We start from the raw sequence: 22,570 nt of genomic DNA, 5'->3' as shown, positions 1-22,570 counted from the left end.
ACCCGGCCCTCACCCTGCGTCACACGGCCGGGACCTGCGAGAATGTGGCCATGGCGGGAGCGGATCGGGCGACGGAGTGGGCGCGGCACTGGACGTACCCGGAGCTGCCCGACCTCGATCTCCTGCGCGCCCGGTACGTCCGCCACACCTTTCCCCGGCACAGCCACGAGGGGTACGTGTTCGGCGCGGTCACCGGCGGCGTGGAGGACGTGGGGCTGCCGGGCGGCACGGTCCACGCGATCCCCGGCACCGTCGTGATGATCAACCCGGAGGTGCCGCACACCGCCCGGCCCGGCCGGCCAGAAGGCTGGGCGTACGACACGCTCTATCCCTCCGCCCAGGTGATCAACGACATCGCGGCCGAGGTGACGCCCTTGCGCGGCACGGTGGGGTTCGCCGAGACCCGCGTGACCGACCCGTATGCAGCCCGGCTGATCACCCAGGTGCACCGGGCCGCCGAGGAGGGCAACGCGCTGGCCGCCGACAGTCTGCTGAGGGTCCTGGTGGTCCGCCTCCTCACCCGGCACGGCAGCTCACTCCTCGGCGCGACACCCCGGGCCGGTGGCGCGCGGGACGCCGAACGCGCCCGCCGCGCGCTGGAGAGCCGGATGGACGCGCCGCCCACCTTGGAAGCGCTCGCCGCCGAGCTGGGCACCAGCCCGTTCGGGCTGCTGCGGGCCTTCAAGAAGGAGTACGGGATGCCGCCGCACACCTGGCTCACCGACGCCCGGGTCCGCCGGGCCCGCCGGATGCTCGACGCCGGCATCGCCCCCGCCGAGGCCGCGGTCGCCGTCGGCTTCACCGACCAGCCGCACCTCAACCGCCACTTCACCCGGATCGTCGGAGTGCCGCCCGGCGCGTACCAGCGCGAGCGAGGCGTCTACCGGCGTGCACGGGACGCCTCCCAGGACCGGCGTGCACGGGACGCCTCCTGGGACCGACGCGCACAGGACGCCTCCTAGGGACGACGCCGGGTGCGCGAGAACGTACAAGCGGGAGCGCAAGAACGTACAAGCAGGGAGCGCAAGAACGTACAAGACCGGGCCGGGACCGTCCCCGTAACGTGCGGCGCGTGGCAGAACAGACAGCACCCCCAGAGAGCACCGTCGTGACCGGTGCCATAGCCGCCGGGCCGCCCGGCACTCCACCGCTCAAGCCGGACGCCGCCGTCGTACGGGACGCGCTCGCCGTCGGTGTCGCCGTCGGGCTCTCCGGTTTCGCCTTCGGCGTCACGGCCGCCGGCTCCGGGCTCAGCCTGCTCCAGATCTGCGCCCTGAGTCTCTTCGTCTTCACCGGTGCCTCGCAGTTCGCGCTGGTCGGAGCGTTGGCTGCGGGCGGTAACCCGTACACGGCCGCGGCCGGAGCGTTCTTCCTGGGCGTCCGCAACGCCTTCTACGGGTTGCGGCTCTCGCAGCTGCTGGCCCTTCCGCGCCTGGCACGTCCCTTCGCCGCCCACTGGGTGATCGACGAGACGACCGCGGTGACGGTGGCCCAGCCCGACCGGCGGTCCGCGCGCGTGGGCTTCACGGTCACCGGGCTCACTCTGTACGTGCTGTGGAACCTCACCACCCTGGTGGGTGCGATGGGCGCCGAGGCGCTCGGCGACACCGAGGCCTGGGGCCTGGACGCGGCCAGCCCCGCCGTCTTCCTCGCGCTGCTCGCACCGATGCTCAGGAGTACCACCGAACGCGTCACGGCGGGCGTCGCCGTGCTGCTGGCCCTGACGCTGCTGCCCGTCCTGCCGGCCGGCGTACCTGTCCTGCTCTCCGCGCTCGCCGCGCCCGTCGTCCTCTTCCTGATGGGACGGCGCAAGCGAGGAGCGGTGACGGCCTCACAGACGGAGACGACGGAGAAGAAGGGCGGACGGGATTCATGAACGTCTGGATAGCGATCGGACTGACGGCGGTGGGCTGCTACCTCGCCAAGTACGCGGGCCTGCTGGTCCCCGCCGGAGTGCTGGAGCGGCCGCTCGTACGACGCATGGCCGTCCTGCTGCCGGTGGCGCTGCTGGCCGCCCTCACCGCACAGCAGACCTTCGGCGACGGACAGCAGCTCGTCCTCGACGCCCGGGCCGCCGGACTCGCCGGCGCGGCGCTCGCGCTCGTCCTGCGCGCTCCCTTCCTGGTGGTCATCGGCGCGGCCGTGGTGGTCACGGCTGGTGTTCGCGCGCTTGGCTGAGCCAGCCGCCTTCGTCAGCCCGGCAGGCGGCCGTAGGCCTGGAGCGTCTCCAGGGCCCTGAGCGTCACCAGGGGCCGCCCCTCCAGCGCGGTGCCCGGTGCCCACTGCCGCCAGGTGACCGGCCAGCCGCCGTCCTCCTGCTGCTCGGCGGCGAGATGGTCGAGCGAGCGCTCCAGCTCCTCGTCGGTGAACCAGCGGCGGGCCAGTGATCCCGGCGTACGGGCGTAGTCGTGCGGGAAGTGGTGCTCGCCCGGCGCGTAGCCCGGTGCCACCGGGTACTCCGCGAGCCGGGCCGGATCGAGCACCGCGAGCCGCTGCTCGCGCACCAGCCGGCCGAGCCGGTCCGCCGCCCGCTCGGCACGGGCGCGGTCCGGCACGCCGTCCAGGAAGGCGATCGCGGCCTCGATCTCGTACGGATGCGACTGCTCCAGGGCGTCGACGGCGCTCCAGCAGAAGTCCGTGGCCCGGAACAGCCACGCGTGCCACACCTCGTTGCGATGGAGCAGCCCGGCGATCGGACCGGTCGCGAGCAGTTCGGCCGGTGGATCGTCGACCACAGGGACGAACGGCGCGGCCGGATAGCCGCGCTGTGAAGGGAGCAGCGCGGGCAGCGCTCCTTCTTTGGTCGACACGTCGCTCAGATAGCGGCAGATCCGCTCCACGCGCAGACCGTCGCAGCGGCCGATCGAGTCGAGGACGCTGAGCGCGTGGGCGGTGTGCAGCGGCTGGCTGACCGGACCGCGGAGATCGGGTTCCAGCGCGTGCGCGTAGCCGCCGTCCTCGTTCCGGTAGGCGGTGAGCGCCGTCTCGACGGGGTCCGGGGCGCCGTCGAGGAAGCGGTGGGCGAACCTGCGCTGTTCGAGGACGCGGGCGGTGAGCCAGACGAAGTGCTCGGCGCGGACGAGGGGATGTGCTCCGGTTCCAGCCATGGACCGACCGTAGAGGGGAAAGAGGCTCCGGCACATGCCCGGCGGATCGGTGCACTCTCAGGAGCGCGATACTGATGGCATGCGGTTGACGATTTTCTGGGAGCGGATGGCGGACCACTTCGGTGGCGTGTACGCGGACTCCTTCGCCCGTGACCATGTGATGGCCGAACTCGGCGGCCGGACGGTGCACCAGGCGCTGGACGCGGGCTGGGACGCCAAGGACGTCTGGCGCGCGGTCTGCTCGGCCGTGGACGTTCCCGCCGACAAGCGCTGACCCGTGCCGTCACCGGGCGTTCTCCGGCCGGGGGACCGGTTGTCGGTGGCGTAGGCGAGACTTGTCCCGTGTCATCGACAGACGAGACCGCTCCGGCCCAGCCGTCCGACGCCCCGCCCGCCGGGCCTCCCGCGCCACCGTCCGGCCCGGCGCCCGCCCGCATGCCGGGCTGGCTGCCGCGCGCGATGGTCCTGGCCCTGGCGCTCTACGCCTGCTTCCAGCTCGGCAGCTGGGCGTTCGACCAGGTCATCGGGTTGCTGACCAATGTGCTGATCGCGTTCTTCCTCGCGCTCGCCATCGAGCCCGCCGTGGGGCGGATGGCGGCCCGCGGCATGCGCCGGGGGCTGGCGACGTTCATCGTCTTCATCGGACTGATGATCTTCGGTCTCGGGTTCGTCGTCCTCCTGGGGTCGATGCTCGCGGGCCAGATCGTGGACATGGTCGACGACTTCCCGCAGTACATCGACTCGGTGATCAACTGGGTCAACCAGACCTTCCACACCGAGCTGTCCCGGGTCCAGGTCCAGGACAGCCTGCTGCACTCCGACTGGCTGCAGAAGTACGTCCAGAACAGCGCCACCGGCGTGCTCGACGTCTCCACCACGGTGCTGGGCGGGCTGTTCCGGCTGCTGACGATCTTCCTGTTCTCGTTCTACTTCGCGGCCGACGGCCCCCGGCTGCGCCGCGCGCTCTGCTCCGTACTGCCGCCGGCCCGGCAGACCGAGGTGCTGCGCGCCTGGGAGATCGCGGTCGACAAGACCGGCGGCTACATCTACTCGCGCGGCCTGATGGCGCTGATCTCCGGCGTCGCGCACTACGTCCTGCTGGTCGTCCTCGGCGTGCCCTACGCTCCGGCGCTCGCGGTCTGGGTCGGGCTCGTCTCGCAGTTCATCCCGACCATCGGCACGTATCTCGCGGGCGCTCTGCCGATGCTGATCGCCTTCACGGTCAACCCCTGGTACGCGCTGTGGGTGCTGGGCTTCGTCGTGGTCTACCAGCAGTTCGAGAACTACGTTCTCCAGCCCAAGCTGACCGCGAAGACGGTCGACATCCATCCGGCGGTCGCCTTCGGTTCGGTGGTCGCCGGGACGGCCCTGCTGGGCGCCGTCGGCGCGCTGATCGCCATCCCCGCCGTCGCCACGCTCCAGGCGTTCCTGGGTGCCTATGTGAAGCGGTACGACGTCACCGACGACCCCAGGGTGCACGGCGGCCCTCCACCGCGGCGCGGCGAGTCGGTCGCCTCCCGGATACGCCGTGCGCTCGGCGGACCCGGCCGGACGGGCGGCCCCGCCGACGGGTAGGGCCTCTCGTTCGGATCATGCCGGGCTTGCGGGTCCGGCCCGATCCGAACGACAGGCCCTGCAGCGGCGTCAGAGGTACGAGGGACGCGTCACCCGGTGCCGGAAGGTGTGCCAGGTCCAGGCCTGGGCGGCGACCAGCAGCGGGCAGAACGCGAGCAGGACGGGGACGAGCAGGGTGAGCGACGCCCGGTCCGCCGCGTTCGCCGTCGGACGGAGCGCCGGGCCCGCGAACAGCGGCAGGGCGGCCATCAGGACGGCGGTCAGCGCGAAGGACCTGCCGGCGCCGGTCCGTCCGACGAGCCGGTGCGCCCGGGTCCAGGGCCGCCCGGTCAGGCGCAGGGCCGCGAAGCCCAGTCCGTGCGCGGCGAACAGCGCGGCGACGGCGAGCGCGGTCACGGCCCCGACCGGCGCGGCGGCCGTATGCTCCGGCGCACCCGCGAAGAGCGCTGCCAGCAGCCACCCCCAGGCCAGCGCCACCGCCCAGCTCCCGCACACCACAGCGCCGTCGCACCCCGTCCGCCAACGCCGCCCGCCACCACGCCCGCGCAGCCACAGCCCGGCGTCCCGCACCATCCACCCGGCGATCAGCGGCACGACCACGGTGAACTGGGCGCTCAGCAGCTCGCCCTCCAGGACCGGGAAGCAGCCCACGAGCACGCCCGCGGTGGCCACCAGCCACACCTCGCTGCCCAGGAAGAACGGCGCGAAGGCGGCGATCACCAGGCGTCGTTCGTCCTCGTCCGCGCCCAGGTACGGCAGCAGCATGCCCGTGCCGATGTCCGACCCGGCGAGGACGAAGTAGCCGATGGCGAAGAAGGCGAGCAGGCAGACGGCCAAGGTGTCCACGACGGCTCCTCAGTAGCGGGGGGTGAAGGGCGGCGGAGGTCCGGCGGGGCCGCCGGGATCCTGAGCGGCCTGGGCTTCCGGAGCAGCGGGTACGGGATCGGCGGAGAGCCGCTCGTCGTGGCCGAGGCCTGTCTCCACCGGCCCCAGGCGTGCGTGCCGCAGGAGCAGCCATCCGTTGACGACGGCCAGCGCCGCGAACAGCACGGTGAAGGTGATCAGCGAGGCGAGCATGGTGCCGTGGGAGTGGCTGGAGACGGCGTCCCCGGTCTTCAGCAGCCCGTACACCACCCAGGGCTGCCGTCCGGCCTCCCGGAAGACCCAGCCGCTGATCATCGCCAGATACGGCAGCGGAACGGCGGCCATCAGCACCACATGCCAGAGCCGGAAGCGCTCAACGGCCTTGCGGAAACAGGCGAGCACGGTCCCGGCCAGGCAGAGGTACATCATCAGCGCGAACGCGAGCAGCATCACCAGGGCGCCGCCGCGCGTCCACACCTCGGAGGGCACGTAGTCGCCGGGGCCGAACCGGACGGCCATCTCCGCCTGGAGGTCGGCGATCTCCGCCGTCTTCCCGCTGAAGACGGCGGATTTCATCGGCTGCAGATCCGTCAGCGAGGCCAGCTGGACCCCGCCGAACCCCGCCGTGACCCACAGGGCCGGAAAGGAGACGAACACGCCGATGCGCAGACTCCGTACGAAGAACGCGACTGCGGGAGTGCGCCGGAAGAGGTGGTAGGCGCTGACGCCCGCCATGAAGAAGCCGGCTGTCAGCAGCGCGCCGCCCAGGATGTGCCCGAAGGCCAGCAGCGCACTGGGGTTGGTGAGCAGCGCTCCGGCGTCCGCGAGAACCAGCTTGCCGCTCTCGGCGCGGTGGCCCACAGGGTTGTTGAGGAAGCCGTTGGAGACGAGGATCCAGTATGCCGACACGCAAGCGGTCAGCGCGACGACCCAGATCGTCGCCAGGTGGACCCACCGGTTGAACCGGTGCCAGCCGAAGATCCACAGCCCCAGGAACGTCGATTCGACGAAGAACGCGACGATCGTCTCGACGGCCAGTGAGGTGCCGAAGACGTTGCCCGCGTAGTGCGTCAGACCGCTCCAGCTCAGCCCGAACTGGAACTCCATCACCAGCCCGGTGATGATGCCGACCGCGTAGTTGATGACGTACAGCTGTCCCCAGAACCGCACCATCCGCTGATGCGTTGCCTTAGGGGTGACCGTGGCGACTGTCTGGAGACAGGCCACCAGGAGGGCCATTCCCAGCGTCAGAGCGACGAAGAGGAAGTGGCCCCCGGCGGTGAGGGCGAACTGCAGCCGCGCGAGGTCGAGCGATTCCGGATCCACCCAGGAAGCCTCGGTGCGCGGGTCGGTGGTGCGCGTCGGCCCGGAGAGGACAACGCGCCTACTACGGAAGTTGCGGCGGCGGCCGTCCGCGTACTACGGGAGTTGGCGCCTCGGCCTGCGCTCGACCTCTGCGTTCGACGGCTCTCAGGCCAGCCAGCCGGGCGTGATCATGCCCGACTCGTAGGCGAGGATCACCAGCTGGGCCCGGTCGCGGACGCCGAGCTTCGTCATGATCCGGCTGACATGGGTCTTGGAGGTGGCCGGGCTGAGCACCAGCCGGGCGGCGATCTCGTCGTTGGAGAGCCCGGCGCCTACCAGCCCCATGACCTCGCGTTCCCGCTCGGTGAGAGCGTTCAGGCGCGGACCCGGCTCGGGTTGCTTCCGGCGGCTCGCGAACTCCGAGATCAGCCGCCGGGTCACGGCCGGCGCGATCAGGGCGTCGCCGCGCGCCACCACCCGTACGCCGTGCAGCAGTTCCATCGGCTCGGTGTCCTTGACCAGGAAGCCGGAGGCTCCGGCGCGCAGGGCTCCGTAGACGTGGTCGTCCATGTCGAAGGTGGTCAGGATGACGACCCGGACTGCCGCCAGGCGCGGATCGGTGGTGATGCGGCGGGTGGCTTCCAGGCCGTCCATCGCGGGCATCCGGATGTCCATCAGCACCACGTTCGGACGCTGTTCGTGGGCCAGCGCGAGGGCCTGTCCGCCGTCGGCGGCCTCGCCGACGACCTCGATGTCGTCCTCGTCGGACAGGATCGAGCGGAAGCCCGCCCGTACCAGGGTCTGATCGTCGGCCAGTACTACGCGGATCATTCGGTCCCCTCGATCGGCAGCCGGGCGCTCACGGCGAAGCCCTGTGTGGTGTTCCGCGCCGTCAGCTCGCCGCCGAAGGCCCTGGCACGCTCGGCCATGCCCCGGATGCCGCTGCCGGCCGGAGAGCCCTCGGGCGAGCCCTCTCCGTCGTCCTCGACCCGCACCCGTACGGCTCGTTCGTCGGTGTAGTCGACCGTCACCACCGCACCGGTCGCCCGCGCGTGCCGGGTGACGTTGGTGAGCGACTCCTGCACGATCCGGTACGCCGCCAGATCGACCGGTGGCGGCAGCGGCCGCCGCTCACCCTCGGAGCGGAGACGGACCTCGATGCCGGTGGTGCGGGCCCGAGCGACGAGTTCGTCGAGCCGGTCGAGACCGGAGGTGGGTGCGGTCGGGGCCGTCTCTTCGGGCTTGCGCAATGCGCCGAGAGTGGAGCGCAGCTCGCGCAGCGCGTCCTTGCTGGTGGCCTTGACCGCCTCCAGGGCCTCCTCGGCGGCGGACAGGGCCGCTGCGGGCTCCGGGTTCTTGCTCAACTTGTGCAGGACCGCGCCCGACTGCACGTTGATCAGCGAAATGCTGTGTCCCAGGACGTCGTGCAGCTCCCGGGCGATCCGCAGCCGCTCCTCGGTCGCGCTCTGCTCGGCCCGCGCCTCCTGCTCCCGCTCCGCCGCCAGCGCCCGCTGCTCCACCTCGGCCAGATAGGCGCCGCGCGTCCACTGGGCCCGGCCCACCGCGACCAGGCTGACCAGCCAGCCCGCGAGCATGAACAGCGACATGTCGTCGATCTGCCGGTTGCCGTCGTGCTGGCGCGCCTCACCGAACCCGACGGAGATCAGCGTGACCACACCCAGAGCGACCGCGGCCGTGAACCGTCCTTCGGCGGCCGCTGTGTAGAGCGCGAGCGCGAACGTGACCATAAGAGGACCGTCGTACACGGACAGCGGGTAATAGACGACGCAGACGGCCAGCGTCACGGCGGCCACGGCGACGGGTGCGCGGCGGCGGAAGTACAGGGCCCCGCAGCCCACCGCGATGAGCGCCCAGCCGATCACCGTACGGTTCAGCGGCTCGCTCTCGTACCGCATGGTCAGCAGCGTCCAGACCACCACGAACAGCGTGACGGCGCCGGTCACCCCGATGTCGGCCGTGCGCGCGGACAGGCCACCACCGCGTGGACCGGAAGGGAGGGACATGGAGGGAAGGATAGGCGCGGCGTACGGGACGGGGACGGCCGGAGGTCAGCGGTAGCCCGTGACGTCGGCGGGCAGTCCCTGGTCCTGGACCTCGGTCAGATAGCGCCAGGCGTCGGGACGGCTGCCGTCGGTGTCGGTGAAGCCGTACACCTGGGCGAGTTGTCCGCTGGAGAGCGACCGGCCGTTCCAGCGCGCCACCTCCGGGTCGCGGGCGAGAGCGGCCACGGCCCGGCCCACATAGGCGGGCGACTCGGAGATCGCGAAGTGGGGCGCGTGCGCGATGGCGTCGCGCCAGGTGGCCTCGGTGACGCCGTGGGCCTGGAGCATCGCCTCGGAGCGCAGCCAGCCGGGCGTGAGCGCCACGGCGGTCGCACCGTGCGGCGCGAGCTCATGGGAGAGCGCGAAGGCCATCCGGTTCACGGCGGCCTTCGCCAGGTCGTAGAAGAAGGAGACGCGGTAGTGGGCCGCGTTGTACTCGTCCGTCCCGTCGGTCATCTCGACGACCAGGCCGCCCGGAGTCTCGATCAGCAGCGGTAGCGCGAAGTGACTGGTGATGGCGTGCGTGTCGACGGCCAGCCGCAGCGTGTGCAGCCCGGTGTCGAGCGACGACTCCCAGACCGTCCTGTCCCACTCGATCTCGGCGCCCCAGATGTCGTTCACCAGGATGTGCAGGGCCCCCTGCTCGCTGGAAACACGGGCGACGAGCGCGCTGACCTCGTCGGGGATCAGATGGTCGACCCGTACGGCGATTCCGCGGCCGCCCGCCGCGTCGACCAGGGCCGCCGTCTCCTCGATCGTCTCCAGCCGGTCCATCTCGGAGCGCTGCGAGCCGCTCGTGCGCCCGGTGACGTAGACGGTCGCGCCGGCGGCGCCCAGCTGTACGGCGATCCCGCGGCCCGCTCCTCGGGTCCGGCGAGAGCGGAGCCCGTAACGGGGGCACTGTCCGGCGATTCCGGCAGCGAAGAAGGTCGCATATCGCCTTGATGTAGGGCACTTGTTCCGTCAGAGCCCGAGCTGCGAGCCGATCTCGGTACGGGACGACACGCCCAGCTTCCGCAGAGCGCGCGCCACATGGTGCTCGACCGTCCGGTGCGAGAGGACCAGCTCGTGCGCGATCTCACGGTTCGAGAGGCCGAGCGCGGCCAGCCGGGCCACCGCCCGCTCCCGGGGTGAGAGATGGTCGCCGTATCCCAGCGCGCCGGGCCTGCGCACGGTGACCTGGCCATGGTCCCGCAGCCCGCGCTGACAGCGCAGCACATCCCATACGGCGTCGATGTCCTGGTAGGCCGCGATGGCCTCGTGCAGCACGGTACGGCCGCCCGCCGCTCCCGTGGCCAGCAGCCGCAGCCCCCAGGCCTCCCGGACGTACGCGGCCTCGTAGGGCCGCTCCAGGGCCGCCCAGGCGTCCGTGGCGGCCGCGTACAGGCCATCGGAGCCGCCGGACCCGGCCTGGAGGCCGGACGCCGAGGTGAGCAGCGCCCGACAGGTCAGCAGTGCGGCCCGGGCGGCCGGCGCGTCCCGGCCGGTGATGCCGTCGGCCAGCTCCGCGACGAGGAGGTGGGCCTCACCGGCCCGGCCGTCCCGGACCAGCGCCTGGACGGCCGACGGCGCGAGAGCGCTCGCCCAGACCCACGCACCGGTACGGCGGACGTGGTGCAGCGCCCCTTCCACCGCCTGGACGGCCTGCGCGGGGCGGTCGGCGGCCAGGTGGACTTGCACCACGGCGGCCGCTGCGGAGGTCAGCACGATGCCGGTGTCCAGTGCGGTGGTGCGGACGGCCCGCTCCAGGAGACGGCGCGCCACATCGGTCTGGCCCTTGGTGTGCAGGCGCAGCAGCCCGCAGACCAGCAGGGCCTCCGCGTGGAAGTCGGGCACGTCCCCGTACTGCTCCTCGGCGCGCTCGGCCCGCTCCAGCAACCCCTCCCACCGGCCGCCCGTGAAGGCGGCGAGCATGTCCGTGGTCTCGACGAACGCTTCGAGGTACGGGGCATGGTTCGTCCGGACGGCCTGCCACGCCCGGGCCTGGAAGGCGCGGGCACGTACCGGATGGCCGAGAGCGGTCGCGGCCCCCGCCAGATTGGCGTGCACCCGCGCCGCCGCCTCGCCGGTGAGGGCGTCGGGCAGATCGGCCACCGCGTCCCACGCCGATGGGTCGCCCATCAGGGCCAGCGCGGTGGCCCGGTTGGCCAGCACGGCCGAACGCAGGTCCTTCTCGTCGACCTGTGGCAGCAGCCGCTCCGCCTCGGCCAGCAGCCGCCGGTGCTCGCCGAGCGGCCAGCCCTTGAGAGAGGGGATCGCGATGATCGCCAACGCCCGCGCGGCCTGTCCCGTCGACACGGCGAGCAGATCGGGAACGGCCCGCGCTATCTCTTCCAGCGCCTCCAGACCGGAACCGGACTGGTTGCGCAGCAACAGGCCCAGGAGCAGCCGGATCTCGCCGCTCGGCCCGGGACCGAGGGAACGCTGATCGAGCACCTCCCGCAGGGCTGCGGGCACCTGCGGGCCGGGCCGGGCGTTCAGCGCGACGCGGGCCAGCTTCAGCGCGATCCGGTCGCGGACGACGGCCGAGGGCCCGCCGCGCAAGGCGTCGAGGTAACCGTCCGTGGCCCCGCCGGCGTCCCCGTCCCGGGCGGCACGGTCCGCGGCCGCCTCCAGACAGCGCACCGCCTCGGTGGAGAGACCGGCGCACCGGTAGTGCTCGGCGACCCGCACCAGCGGGAGAGGACCGCCGTGCCGGGCGAGTGCGCGGGCCGCACGCAGATGCAGTACGGGCCGTTCCGGCTCGGCGACCGCCTCGTACACAGCTCTGCGCGCCAGGCCGTAAGGGAAGACGTAGCCGCCGTCCGCCGCCCGTACGACACCTTCTTTCAGCGCCGCAGCGAGCGCACGACGGGTCTCCCGCTCACCCAGTCCCGCCACCGCTCCCAGGAGGTGTACGGGCGCGGGATCGCCGAGCACCGCTGCCGCGCCGACCACCCGCCGCGCGTCCGAAGGAAGGTGACGCAGCCGCTCCTCGACCGCACGGCGCACGGAGGCGGGCAGCGGAGGCTCAAGCACCCGCGTAGTGGAGTCCGGCCACCGCCGGAGCACCTCCTCGATGACGTAAGGAAGGCCGCCCGTCCACCCGTGCAGCCGGTCGGCGAACTCCTGAGGCACCGTCCGTACGCCGAGCAGCTCGGCGGCCATCGTGCCCGTCTCCACCACCGACAGCGGTACGAGGTGCCGTTCCACCAGCGCCACATGGGGCGGCGGGCGCAGCGGGAAAGGGAGCCCGTCGCCTTCCGCCGCGTCGGTGTGAGGAAGCGTCCGGCTGCGCGCGGTGAGGACGAGTCCCAGCTCCGGCGGCGGATCGGATACCAGCGCACGAAGGAAGGCGACCGTGTCCTCGGCGGCCCACTGGAGGTCCTCCACGGCCAGAACCACGCTCCCCAGGGACGCCGTCAACGCGCACAGGGCTCGTAGAACGCGGTGCTGTCCGGTGCGTGGATCGTCTGCGGGAGGCGGCGCCGGCGGCAGGAGCGCGGCGAGGTCGGGCAGCAGTCCGCGCAGTGCTCCGGTCACCGGTGGCAGGTCTTCCGGGCGGGGGCGGCAGCGGCTCAGCGTCTCCAGGAGCGGTGCGTACGGGAAAGGGGCGTCCGATTCCTGGCAGCGGGCCACCAAGGTGCGCGACGAGGGTGTCGTGTCGAGGAGTTCGCGGACCAGCCGGCTCTTGCCCACTCCTGCCTCGCCGGTGATCACCACGACGGAGGGCCGCCGGGCGAGCGCCGGGCGGAGGCCGTCCAGGAGCGCGGAACGCCCGATGAAGGCACCTGGCAGGGGAATCGGCGGGTCGGCGTTCACGGCTTCCTTCCGGCCTCGCGGGAGCTCCTTGCGCATGATGGCGCTTCGCGGCGGTGGGGCGAAAGAGGAGTGACGCCTGCGGCGCATGTGCGGGCGCCGCAGGCGTCCCCCCACCGGCCGGTGAGGTTCGCGGAGAGGTCTCACCGGCCGGGTTCGCCGGGATCCAGCAGGGTTCGGGACATGGATCGCCGGCGGTCCGGTGGGGTGTTACCGAAGGGTGCGGGTCAGAACTTCAGCGACCAGGAGTTCAGCGTGCCGGTGTCGTTGACCCAGTTGTCGTTCACCCGCAGCTTCCAGGAGCCGTTGGCGGGCTTGGACGCGGCGTTCACGGTGAAGGTGCCGCGTACGTCGTCGCCGCCGTCGTTGGCGTTGTAGTCCTTGAGCCGGAAGACACCGCCGTCGGGCGCGACGAGGTCGACCCGCAGGTCACCGCGGAAGGTGTGCCGGATGTCGACCGTGACGGAGAGCGTCGCGGGCGCGTTGCCCGTGATGCCGCTCACGGTGATGGGGGACTCGACGGTCGCGTTGTCGCGGATCGGGTAGCCGGTGGTGTTCTCGAAGGTCTTGCCGGTGGGCGGAGGCGTGGTGTCGCCGTCGTTCGGGACGTACAGCAGACGGTTGGGCGACCCGGTCTTCGCGTCGGTGACTTTGTTCGGAGTGGCGTCGGCGATCAGCCGGTCGTGGACCTGCTTCGGCGTCCAGGACGGGTTGGCGGAGAGGATGAGGGCCGCCGCGCCCGCCACGTGCGGGGAGGCCATGGAGGTGCCGCCGTCGGAACGGGAGCCGGTGTCGTTGAGGTGGGAGGCGGAGACGATGTCGGAGCCGGGGCCGAAGAGGTCCAGGCAGGTGCCGTGGTTGGAGGATTTGCCGCTCGGCCAGATCGACCGGGCGTCGCGGCTGTCGGTGGCGCCGACCGTCACCGCGCTCGGCACCGCCGCCGGCGAGGTGTTGCAGGCGTTGGCGCCGTCGTTGCCCGCGGCGACGACGTAGGTGACGCCGGAGGCGATCGACTTCGCGAGCGCGTCGTCCACCGAGGAGGTGCGCCCGCCGCCGATGCTCATGTTGGCGACGGCCGGCTTGACCGCGTTCTTCGTCACCCAGTCGATGCCGGCGAGCACCGGGGCCCAGGTGGAGCCGGAGGAGCCCTGGCAGTTCAGGACCCGGACGCCCACGAGCTTCACGGCCTTGGCGACGCCGTACGTCGCACCGCCGACCGTGCCCGCCACATGGGTTCCGTGCCCGTTGCAGTCCTGGGCTACGGCGTCGTTGTCGATGAAGTCGTAGCCGTTGACCGCGCGGCCGCCGAACTCCCGGTGCGAGGTGCGTATCCCGGTGTCGAGCACATAGGCCGTCACATCGGAGGCGGTGTTGGGGTACGTGAACTTCCGGTCGCCCGGCAGGTCACGCTGGTCGATGCGGTCCAGGCCCCAGGTCGGGTCGTTCTGGGTGCCCAGGGCGTACGCGACTCCGTCGGCCTCCACCCGGGCGACGGAGGGATCGGCGGCCAGCTTCCGGGCCTGCTCCTCGTCCACCTTCACGGAGAAGCCGCGCAGGGCGGCGGTGTAGGTGTGGCTTATCTTGCCGCCGTGCCGTCCGGTGAGGGATCTCGCCACCTTGTCGACGTCGGCCCGCGCCACCGAGTCCTTGAAGGTGACGATGTACGAGCCCTTCACCGCGCCGGCCCGGTCGGCACCGAGGATGCGCCCTTCGGTGGGCGGGGGCGTGGGTGCTGCACCGGCCGTACCGGCACCGGCGATCAGTGCGCCGACCGCACACGCGGCAGCGGCGACGCGCCACACCGCAGCTTGAGACACCATGCGATTCCTCCTGAGGGGTTGGCCGGGACCGGCTCCGGTCCCGGCTGGGCCCGCGCACGGCGAACACCGGGCACGGGCGAAGGAAGGGGCGCGGCGGAGGCTCCGGACGATTGCGACGTCGACCTCGTACGGCGGATGCCGATCTTGGGGGGCCGGCAGATGCACGAGGGGCGGAGCCACCGCCGCCTCAGGAAGAATCGAGCCCTGGGGGCAGGTCGAACAATGCGTAGGTGTACCCAACCGTTCCGGCACCGTTCCGGCCGGGCCGAGCCCGCCCGTCCGGCCGCCCGGCCCCGCGTGGTGCGCTTGACACCAAAATCGAACATCCATTCTCATGGATTTCGGCCGGGTTTTTCCGGGCCCGACCGTGGAGTTGTCCACAGGCCGGGAGGACGTCGAGGCCCATTGTCAGTGGCAGGGGTTAGCGTCTTTGACGTGAAGCGATCGACTCAAGCAAATCGGGTGGAACCCATGGCAGGAACCGACCGCGAGAAGGCGCTGGACGCCGCACTCGCACAGATTGAACGACAGTTCGGCAAGGGCGCGGTGATGCGCCTCGGTGAGCGGCCCAACGAGCCCATCGAGGTCATCCCCACGGGATCGACCGCCCTCGACGTCGCGCTCGGCGTCGGCGGCCTGCCGCGCGGCCGCGTGGTGGAGGTGTACGGGCCGGAGTCCTCCGGTAAGACGACGCTGACGCTGCACGCCGTGGCGAACGCGCAGAAGCTCGGCGGCTCGGTGGCGTTCATCGACGCCGAGCACGCGCTGGACCCGGAGTACGCCAAGAAGCTCGGCGTCGACATCGACAACCTCATCCTGTCCCAGCCGGACAACGGTGAGCAGGCCCTCGAGATCGTCGACATGCTGGTCCGTTCCGGCGCGCTGGACCTGATCGTCATCGACTCCGTCGCGGCCCTGGTGCCCCGTGCGGAGATCGAGGGCGAGATGGGTGACTCGCACGTGGGTCTCCAGGCCCGCCTGATGAGCCAGGCGCTCCGCAAGATCACCAGTGCGCTCAACCAGTCCAAGACCACGGCGATCTTCATCAACCAGCTCCGCGAGAAGATCGGCGTGATGTTCGGCTCGCCGGAGACCACGACCGGTGGCCGGGCGCTGAAGTTCTACGCCTCGGTGCGCCTCGACATCCGCCGGATCGAGACACTCAAGGACGGCACCGACGCCGTCGGCAACCGCACCCGCGTCAAGGTCGTCAAGAACAAGGTCGCGCCGCCCTTCAAGCAGGCCGAGTTCGACATCCTCTACGGCCAGGGCATCAGCCGCGAGGGCGGGCTGATCGACATGGGTGTGGAGCACGGCTTCGTCCGCAAGGCCGGCGCCTGGTACACCTACGAGGGCGACCAGCTCGGCCAGGGCAAGGAGAACGCCCGCAACTTCCTCAAGGACAACCCCGACCTCGCCAACGAGATCGAGAAGAAGATCCTGGAGAAGCTGGGTGTCGGTGTCCGGCCGGAGTCCGAGACCGCCGAGCCGGCCGCGGAAGGAGCCGCGGCCACGGATGCGGCGGCGGACGGTGCGGCGAAGCCGGTGACCGCTGCGGCCACCAAGGCGAAGCCGGCCAAGACCGCGGCGGCCAAGAGCTAGGCCGTGACACGTCGTACGGAGTGGCCGGGAAGCCCGGCGGAGCCCGGAGGCGGCCCCGGCGGCCCCGAATTCGTCGACGGACCCACGGACGGGTCCGCCTACGAGCCGGGGACCGGTCGCGGGGCGCGGTCCGGGCGCCGCTCACGCGGGGGAGCGGACGCGGGCGCCGGGTTCGGCGAAGGAGCGGGCCGCCGTGCCCGCTCCACCACCAGAAGCAGCGGTTCCCCCTCCTCGTCGAGGGCCGAGCAGGGGGAGCCGCGCGACCGGCGGGACAAGGGGGAGCCGCGCGACCCGGTCGAGCAGGCGCGCAACATCTGTCTGCGCCTGCTCACCGGGACGCCGCGCACGCGCAAGCAGCTCGCGGACGCCTTGCGCAAGCGGGAGATCCCGGACGAGGCGGCCGAGGAGGTCCTCGCACGCTTCGAGGACGTCGGGCTGATCGACGACGCGGCCTTCGCCGGGGCGTGGGTGGAGTCCCGGCACCACGGCCGGGGCCTCGCCCGTCGCGCCCTCGTCCGCGAGCTGCGGACGAAGGGCGTCGAGCCGTCCGTGATCGACGAGGCGGTCGGGCAGCTCGACGCCGACCAGGAGGAGGAGACGGCCCGGGAGCTGGTGGCCCGCAAGCTCCGCTCCACCCGCGGCCTGGACCGCGACAAGCGCCTGCGCCGCCTCGCGGGCATGCTCGCCCGCAAGGGATACGGGGAGGGCATGGCCCTGCGGGTGGTGCGCCGGGCGCTGGAGGAGGAGGGCGAGGACACGGAGGGTCTGGACGAGCCGTTCTGAGGGAGGCGGGGCGGGATTTGTTGTTGGCCCTGAGCCGTCAGTGTCCCGCTGCGGCCGCCCGCCGAGCGGCCGCGTCGATGAGAGCCAGTGCGTCCGTGGCGGTGCGGCCCGGTGCGCGGTTCCAGGGGCCGATCAGGCCGGGCCAGCCCTGGGAGCGGAGCTCGGTGATCAGCCAGGCGCCGGCCCGGTCCACGGTGGTGGCGGAGCCGTAGCCGAGCCGGTGCGCGGTGAGCAGCGCGCCACAGACACAGCGGGCCCCACGGGCGTCGCGCAGGCGGTACGGGGTGTTCTGCCAGCCCCACTCGGTGAGGATCTGACGGGCGTAGCCGAGGTGGACGGAGGGCCGGACATCGGTCTGGCCGACCCGTCGCCAGGCGTGGACACGATCGGGCAGGACCGCTCCCAGCCGGCCGGGAAGGGGGCGCTCGACCGGAGGCGCCGCAGGCAGTGCCCGCAGCGTGTCCGCGATGAGCCGGTCGACGGGGACGGACAGCAGGCTCCGCCAGTCGGAAGGCCGGGCCGGGTTCGGTGCCGCCGGCGGCTGAGTGTGGGCCGCCGCCGGGCGCTGGGCGCAGGCCGGTTCCGTACGGTCCGACGGGGACGCCACGGGCTCGGGGGCGGTGTGCTCCCACTTTGAGACGATCCTCTGCCACGCCTGTGTGTCGTGCAGCTGGGAGGCCTGGACGTCGAGCTGGTCGGGGGTGAGAACAGGAATCGCCATAAGCGCGTCATCTCCGTACATTTCGCCTCTGTGTGAGGTGAATGTCGGTCGCGCACGGCGCCGGCTCTACCGGAGTGTGGCGTTCGGGTGTGTCCCGCTCAGAAGTGAGCCATGACCTCGAGTGAGGGAGGAGGCGGCCACGTCACGCCCGTGGCCGCCCCCTCCCTCACCAGCTCTGCATCAGTCGCCGTCGGCGCCCGGGGACACCGGGAGGCCCGCAGCGCGCCAGGCCTGGAAGCCGCCGATCAGATCGGTGGTCCGGTGCAGCCCGAGCTGCCGCAGCGACGCCACCGCGAGGCTGGACGCGTACCCCTCGTTGCAGATGACGACCACCGGGAGGTCGTGGCTCACCGCCTCGGCGGCGCGGTGGCTGCCCTGCGGGTCGAGCCGCCACTCCAGTTCGTTGCGTTCCACGACCAGCGCGCCGGGGATGAGCCCGTCCCGCTCCCGGAGCGCCGCGTACCGGATGTCCACCAGCAGCGCGCCGTCCGTCGCCGCCGTCGCCGCCTCGTGCGGGCCGATCCGCTCGTAACCGGCCCGGACCCGCTCCAGCAGCTCGTCGATCCCGACCTGTTCCGTAGAGACCACCTGTTCCGTGGAGACCACCTCTTCCGTAGCGTCCAAGCGCTCCGCCCCGCCCTTGTCGTCGCCGCTCACTGCCAGTCCTCCGGGCTCTCGGTCTGCTCCAGCCGGAGCACGGCGCCGGTCCGGCTGAACCGGCGGATCCGTGGCAGCGGCGGGTAGTAGGCGTGTACGGAGACGGCGTGCACGCTGTCGGACTCGTTGAGGACCTCGTGCACATGGTTCTGCCCGAAGGCCCGGCCCTGACCGGCCGCCAGCTCCCGTGACCGGTCCACGCCGTCGTTCAGCTCCAGGGTCTTCCAGCCGTCGGTGGGCAGCCGGACGGCGAGCGAGTGTTCCTTGAGAGTGCCGGACGCGGTGGTGAAGGCGCCGACCGAGTCGGCATGGTCGTGCCAGCCCGTCCCGGTCCCCGGCGGCCAGCCGATCAGCCACGCCTCGCTGCCGCCGGGACCGTCCAGCCGGACCCAGGTGCGGCCCTCCGGATCGAGCGGGAGAGAGGCGATGAGCGCGGTGTCCTCGGCGGTGTGGCGTACGAAGTCGAGCAGCTCAGCGACCGTGGGGCCGGAGCAGGCGGTACGGGCCGAGCCGACCCGCGCGGAGACGGCGGGAGCGGAAGTCACAGCGGCGGCGGGAGAGGGTACGGAGGGGGCCGCCGTAGGCACGGCGGGAGAAGGGGAAGACACAGGGACCGTCCTGAGAGTTCGCGTGAGATCCCGGCCGTGCGGCGAGCGGCACGGACCGGCAGAGGAAGGCGATTCAGCAGGACGGGCGACACACGCAGCCCGCGTAACGGAGGAGGTCCATATGGACCCTCCGCCACAGGCGCACATCGGTGTCGGTCATGATCTGGAGTACACCACGCGCGCCCAGGACGGTCAATTGATCCTGGCGGTCCGATCGGCGTGAACCCGCTCGCGAGGCCCCGGAGCGCGCGCCGCCCCGCCGCTCTCCTCATCCTCCGCGGAACCGGAATCCGAGCCGGAACGGCCCGATGCCCCCGGCGACCCGCCGAGCGCCGCCCGCGCCGCCGCGAACAGCTCCGCAGGCCGTACACCCGCGAAGGCGGCCACCAGATGCCCGTCGGGCCGCACCAGCAGGACGGTATGGGCCGAAGCGCCCGGATAGCTCTCCGTGACCAGTAGTTCCGCCGTGGACGGCAGCGCCTCCACGGCCTCCACCAGACGCGGCATGATCCCGGCGGTCAGCCAGTGCCGCCGGTCCCACACTCCGGTGCCGGGCGCCACCAGGATCACCAGCGGGTGTCCCTGCCCGAGCCGCTCGCGCAGCCGCACGGCGGTCCCGTCCGGTGCCGTCACCCGTACATCGGTGACCGGCGCACCGGGGGGCGTACCGACTGCGGTGTGCGCCTCGGCGTGCGGCGGTGCAAGGGGGGAGTGCGAGTACGAAGGGGGCGCACCGAGGGCTCCACGGCCCAGGTGGCCGTCGGCGAGCAGCGTGTCGTGGCCCCGGACCGCGCCCGGGACCAGCGTCCGCAGGCCTCCGCCGCCCCGCAGTATCGGCAGGGACTGGTCGGCGGCGCGCAGCCGGGCGGCCACCGCGGCCCGGCGTTCTGCCTGGTAGCTGTCGAGCAGCGGGTCGGCGCCGCCGTGGTGCCAGGTCTGGGCGAGCTTCCAGGCCAGGTTCTCGGCGTCGCGGATCCCCTCGTCCAGCCCCTGGGTCCCGAGCGCTCCCAGCAGATGTGCCGCGTCGCCCGCCAGGAAGGCCCGCCGCACTCGCCAGCGCCGGGCGAGGCGGTGGTGGAGCGTGTGGACGCCGGTGTCGAGCAGCTCGTACGGCGGGGTCTCACCGCACCAGCCGGCCAGGGTGTCCCGGATCCGCGCGATCAGGGCGTCCGGGGTGACCAGTTCGCCGCGCGGAGGCAGCAGCCAGTCCAGCCGCCAGACTCCGTCCGGCAGCGGCCGCGCGCTGATCTCCGCGCCTCCGTTGCGCCACGGCGGCTGCCGGTGCAGCACCGCCTCACCCGGCCACGGCAGCTCGGCCCGGAGCGCGGCGACGGCGTGCCGCTCCACCGCCGTACGACCGGGAAACCTGATGTCCAAGAGCTTGCGCACGGTCGACCGGGCGCCGTCGCAGCCGACCAGATAGCTGCCGCGCCACCAGGTCGAACCGGGCCCCTTGGTGTGCACGGTGACGCCGTCGCGGTCCTGCTCCAGGGTGTCGAGGCGGCTGAGCGGCACCAGGTTCACCAGCGGCGCCGCCTCGGCGGCCGCGCGCAGGACGGAGGCCAGCGCGTGCTGCGGGATGTGCAGAGGGGAGGGCAGCGCAGGCTCCTGCGTACCGCCGTCGTCCGTGCCCAGCGGAACATCGCGGATCAGCTGCTTCCGGCGCATCGAGCGCCACCCGCTCCACCGCAGCCCGTCCTTCTCCAGGAGAGTGGCGCCGAGGCGCTCCACCAGGTCGGCGGTGTCCTCACGCAGCACGACCGTGCGGGCCAGACGCACTTCCTCCGTGCCCGGGCCCTCGTCCAGAAGCACGCACGGGACACCCTGGGCGGCGAGGGCCAGCGACAGCGTCAGACCGACGGGCCCGGCGCCGACGACGATCACCGGGTCCACGGTGCGTGCCCTCCGGCCCGTACGGTCATGCGGAACGTGGCAGAGGTAGCCGGGTGCGTGATCACAGAACGTATGCAACCCATTGGTGGTGCTTGCGTCAAGTGACCGAGGCAGCGACGCGTGCGCCGCTGCCTCGAATGCTTCCGCCGGGAGAGACCGGTGGGGGTCAGTCCTTCGTCACTCCGGTCCCACCGGCACCGTCGATCCCGGTGCCCGCGCCCCCTGCGCCCCCGGTGGCGTCGGCGTTCGGGCCGAACGTGCCGGCCGTCGCGTCGATGGTTCCGGGAGCCTGGACGGCCGGCGCCACGGCGATGCCGGTCTTGGCGCGGCGGCCGCGCTTCTCGATCCAGGTCGCCAGCGACGAGAGCAGCAGACACAGCACGATGTAGATCGTGCCGACGACGGTGATCGTCGAGACGTACGGGTACTGGCCGTTCACCTGCGTGTTGGAGGCGATCAGACGCGCGGTCTGGAGCAGCTCCGGGTACAGGATGATGAAGCCGAGCGAGGTGTCCTTGAGGGTCACCACGAGCTGGCTGATGATCGTCGGCAGCATCGACCGGACGGCCTGCGGCATCAGCACGGTGACCATGACCTGCGTCTTGCGCATGCCGAGCGCGTACGCGGCCTCGCTCTGGCCCCGCGGGACGGCGTTGACGCCGGCGCGCAGCACCTCGGCTTGGACGCAGCCGTTGTAGACGGACAGGCCCGCCGCCAGCGCCCACATCGAGTAGTCGGTGAGGAAGCCGACCCAGATGGCGTAGATCGTGATCAGCAGCGGGAGCGAGCGGAACAGCTCGATGAAGGTGGTCGCCGCCCAGCGGATCGGCTTGTGGTCGGAGAGGCGTCCCACCGCGAGCACCACGCCGAGGACGAGCGAGCCGACCGCCGCCAGGCCGAAGGCCTTGAGGGTGGCGACGAGGGCGTCGGCGATGTTCTGCCGGATGCCCGCGTAGTTGAAGATGTCCCACATCGCCGGAGCCAGGTGGCCCTTGTCGGCGAGGCGCATCAGGCTGACGGCGATCAGCGCCGCGATGGCGAGGGTGCCGACGACGGCGTAGATCCGGTTGCGGACGAGAGCCTTGGGGCCCGGGGCGTCGTAGAGAACGCTGGCGCTCATCGGGCGACCTCCATGCGACGCTCCAGCAGCCGGAAGAGGCCGCTGATGGTAAACGTGACCACCAGGTAGCCGAGGGCCACCCAGATGAAGACGGGGACGATGTCGTAACCCTTGTCGCTCATCAGCTTCTGCCAGCCGAAGAGCTCGGCGACGCTGAAGGCGCCGGCGATCGCGGAGTTCTTGGTGAGCGCGATGAAGATGCTGCTCAGCGGCGGGATGACGGTCCGCGTCGCCTGCGGGAGGACCACGATCCGCAGCGTCTGGGAGAACGTCATGCCGATCGAGCGCGCGGCCTCGGCCTGGCCCAGCGGCACGGTGTTGATACCGGAGCGGACCGCCTCGCAGACGAACGAGGAGGTGTAGAAGCCGAGCGCCAGCGAGCCGAGCACGAAGGGGCTCATCCCCGGGAAGAGGATCTCCGGGACGACGAAGAAGAAGATCAGGAAGAGCAGCGTCAGCGGCGTGTTGCGCATCAGCGTCACCCAGGCGGTGCCGAAGAACCGCAGCGGTGGCACCGGCGAGACCCGGAACCCGGCGATGGTGACACCGAGGACCAGGGCGATAACCGAGCTGACGGCGGTGATCGACACGGTTCCTATGAAGCCGTCGCGGAACTCTGGGAAATTGTCGAGCAGTACGTTCATGAGGTCTCCG

Annotated in this window: 22 protein-coding genes; 7 read left to right on the top strand and 15 right to left on the bottom strand. The window is 71.9% G+C overall.

What is annotated here, in order from left to right:
* The first annotated feature begins 50 nt into the window (after window positions 1-50).
* The 3 genes from ABZ267_RS25060 to ABZ267_RS25050 all read left to right on the top strand — a co-directional run bounded on the left by ABZ267_RS25060 (window position 51) and on the right by ABZ267_RS25050 (window position 2,178).
* A complete protein-coding gene (locus tag ABZ267_RS25060) occupies window positions 51-962 on the top strand; it encodes an AraC family transcriptional regulator (RefSeq protein WP_356749214.1) in 912 nt (303 codons plus the stop codon).
* 110 nt (window positions 963-1,072) lie between these two features.
* Entirely contained in the window at window positions 1,073-1,876 is an 804-nt protein-coding gene (locus ABZ267_RS25055; RefSeq protein WP_356749212.1) for an AzlC family ABC transporter permease, read from the top strand.
* On the top strand, window positions 1,873-2,178 hold the full coding sequence (locus ABZ267_RS25050; RefSeq protein WP_356749210.1) for an AzlD domain-containing protein: 306 nt from the start codon (window positions 1,873-1,875) through the stop codon (window positions 2,176-2,178). The genes ABZ267_RS25055 and ABZ267_RS25050 overlap by 4 nt, the downstream gene beginning before the upstream one ends.
* A gap of 14 nt (window positions 2,179-2,192) precedes the next feature.
* Here the strand turns inward: ABZ267_RS25050 and ABZ267_RS25045 are convergent, their stop codons facing one another.
* Window positions 2,193-3,107: a hypothetical protein gene (locus ABZ267_RS25045; RefSeq protein ID WP_356749208.1), complete on the bottom strand. Its 915-nt coding sequence runs from the start codon at window positions 3,105-3,107 to the stop codon at window positions 2,193-2,195.
* Window positions 3,108-3,186: 79 nt separating this feature from the next.
* On the opposite strand from ABZ267_RS25045, the gene ABZ267_RS25040 reads away from it, so the two are divergent.
* The gene (locus ABZ267_RS25040; protein ID WP_356749206.1) at window positions 3,187-3,381 is read left to right on the top strand and encodes a DUF3046 domain-containing protein; all 195 of its coding nucleotides are present in this window, start codon (window positions 3,187-3,189) and stop codon (window positions 3,379-3,381) included.
* 161 nt (window positions 3,382-3,542) lie between these two features.
* Window positions 3,543-4,682, top strand: coding sequence for an AI-2E family transporter (locus ABZ267_RS25035; protein ID WP_356749257.1), 1,140 nt, complete (start codon window positions 3,543-3,545; stop codon window positions 4,680-4,682).
* Window positions 4,683-4,751: 69 nt separating this feature from the next.
* On the opposite strand, the gene ABZ267_RS25030 is transcribed toward ABZ267_RS25035, so the two are convergent.
* The 7 genes from ABZ267_RS25030 to ABZ267_RS25000 form a co-directional block, all read right to left on the bottom strand.
* Window positions 4,752-5,528 (bottom strand): cytochrome d ubiquinol oxidase subunit II, encoded by a 777-nt coding sequence (locus ABZ267_RS25030; protein ID WP_356749205.1) that lies wholly within the window; start codon window positions 5,526-5,528, stop codon window positions 4,752-4,754.
* 9 nt (window positions 5,529-5,537) lie between these two features.
* Window positions 5,538-6,872, bottom strand: coding sequence for a cytochrome ubiquinol oxidase subunit I (locus ABZ267_RS25025; RefSeq protein ID WP_356749203.1), 1,335 nt, complete (start codon window positions 6,870-6,872; stop codon window positions 5,538-5,540).
* A gap of 144 nt (window positions 6,873-7,016) precedes the next feature.
* Window positions 7,017-7,682 (bottom strand): response regulator transcription factor, encoded by a 666-nt coding sequence (locus tag ABZ267_RS25020; RefSeq protein ID WP_356749201.1) that lies wholly within the window; start codon window positions 7,680-7,682, stop codon window positions 7,017-7,019.
* A complete protein-coding gene (locus ABZ267_RS25015) occupies window positions 7,679-8,875 on the bottom strand; it encodes a sensor histidine kinase (RefSeq protein ID WP_356749199.1) in 1,197 nt (398 codons plus the stop codon). The genes ABZ267_RS25020 and ABZ267_RS25015 overlap by 4 nt, the downstream gene beginning before the upstream one ends.
* 45 nt (window positions 8,876-8,920) lie before the next feature.
* A complete protein-coding gene (locus ABZ267_RS25010) occupies window positions 8,921-9,826 on the bottom strand; it encodes an SDR family oxidoreductase (RefSeq protein WP_356749255.1) in 906 nt (301 codons plus the stop codon).
* Between the two features lie 51 nt (window positions 9,827-9,877).
* Entirely contained in the window at window positions 9,878-12,751 is a 2,874-nt protein-coding gene (locus ABZ267_RS25005) for an AAA family ATPase (RefSeq protein ID WP_356899725.1), read from the bottom strand.
* Window positions 12,752-12,939: 188 nt separating this feature from the next.
* Window positions 12,940-14,532 carry a S8 family peptidase gene (locus ABZ267_RS25000; RefSeq protein WP_356749195.1) on the bottom strand — a complete coding sequence of 531 codons (1,593 nt, stop codon included), beginning with the start codon at window positions 14,530-14,532 and terminating at the stop codon, window positions 12,940-12,942.
* Window positions 14,533-15,003: 471 nt separating this feature from the next.
* Between ABZ267_RS25000 and recA the strand changes: the two genes are divergently transcribed.
* Together recA and recX are read left to right on the top strand one after the other, a co-directional pair.
* Window positions 15,004-16,134 (top strand): recombinase RecA, encoded by a 1,131-nt coding sequence (recA, locus tag ABZ267_RS24995; protein ID WP_356749193.1) that lies wholly within the window; start codon window positions 15,004-15,006, stop codon window positions 16,132-16,134.
* A gap of 3 nt (window positions 16,135-16,137) precedes the next feature.
* Entirely contained in the window at window positions 16,138-16,917 is a 780-nt protein-coding gene (gene recX, locus ABZ267_RS24990) for a recombination regulator RecX (protein WP_356749191.1), read from the top strand.
* A 37-nt stretch (window positions 16,918-16,954) separates the two neighbouring features.
* On the opposite strand, the gene ABZ267_RS24985 is transcribed toward recX, so the two are convergent.
* The 7 genes from ABZ267_RS24985 to ABZ267_RS24955 all read right to left on the bottom strand — a co-directional run bounded on the left by ABZ267_RS24985 (window position 16,955) and on the right by ABZ267_RS24955 (window position 22,560).
* Entirely contained in the window at window positions 16,955-17,638 is a 684-nt protein-coding gene (locus ABZ267_RS24985; protein WP_356749189.1) for a hypothetical protein, read from the bottom strand.
* 180 nt (window positions 17,639-17,818) lie between these two features.
* Window positions 17,819-18,244, bottom strand: coding sequence for a rhodanese-like domain-containing protein (locus tag ABZ267_RS24980; RefSeq protein ID WP_356749253.1), 426 nt, complete (start codon window positions 18,242-18,244; stop codon window positions 17,819-17,821).
* Between the two features lie 47 nt (window positions 18,245-18,291).
* Window positions 18,292-18,903: a cysteine dioxygenase gene (locus ABZ267_RS24975; protein ID WP_356749187.1), complete on the bottom strand. Its 612-nt coding sequence runs from the start codon at window positions 18,901-18,903 to the stop codon at window positions 18,292-18,294.
* A 73-nt stretch (window positions 18,904-18,976) separates the two neighbouring features.
* A complete protein-coding gene (locus tag ABZ267_RS24970) occupies window positions 18,977-19,063 on the bottom strand; it encodes a putative leader peptide (RefSeq protein ID WP_311307652.1) in 87 nt (28 codons plus the stop codon).
* Window positions 19,064-19,095: 32 nt separating this feature from the next.
* The gene (locus tag ABZ267_RS24965; protein WP_356749185.1) at window positions 19,096-20,796 is read right to left on the bottom strand and encodes an FAD-dependent monooxygenase; all 1,701 of its coding nucleotides are present in this window, start codon (window positions 20,794-20,796) and stop codon (window positions 19,096-19,098) included.
* A 166-nt stretch (window positions 20,797-20,962) separates the two neighbouring features.
* Window positions 20,963-21,916 (bottom strand): amino acid ABC transporter permease, encoded by a 954-nt coding sequence (locus ABZ267_RS24960; protein ID WP_356749184.1) that lies wholly within the window; start codon window positions 21,914-21,916, stop codon window positions 20,963-20,965.
* Window positions 21,913-22,560 (bottom strand): amino acid ABC transporter permease, encoded by a 648-nt coding sequence (locus ABZ267_RS24955; RefSeq protein ID WP_356749182.1) that lies wholly within the window; start codon window positions 22,558-22,560, stop codon window positions 21,913-21,915. Before ABZ267_RS24955 ends, ABZ267_RS24960 begins: the two co-directional genes overlap by 4 nt.
* Between the last annotated feature and the right edge of the window lie 10 nt (window positions 22,561-22,570).

Origin of the sequence: Streptomyces sp. NPDC006174, from assembly GCF_040614075.1 — a bacterium.
Taxonomy (GTDB): domain Bacteria; phylum Actinomycetota; class Actinomycetes; order Streptomycetales; family Streptomycetaceae; genus Streptomyces.
This window is presented reverse-complemented; position numbering and strand designations above follow the sequence as displayed.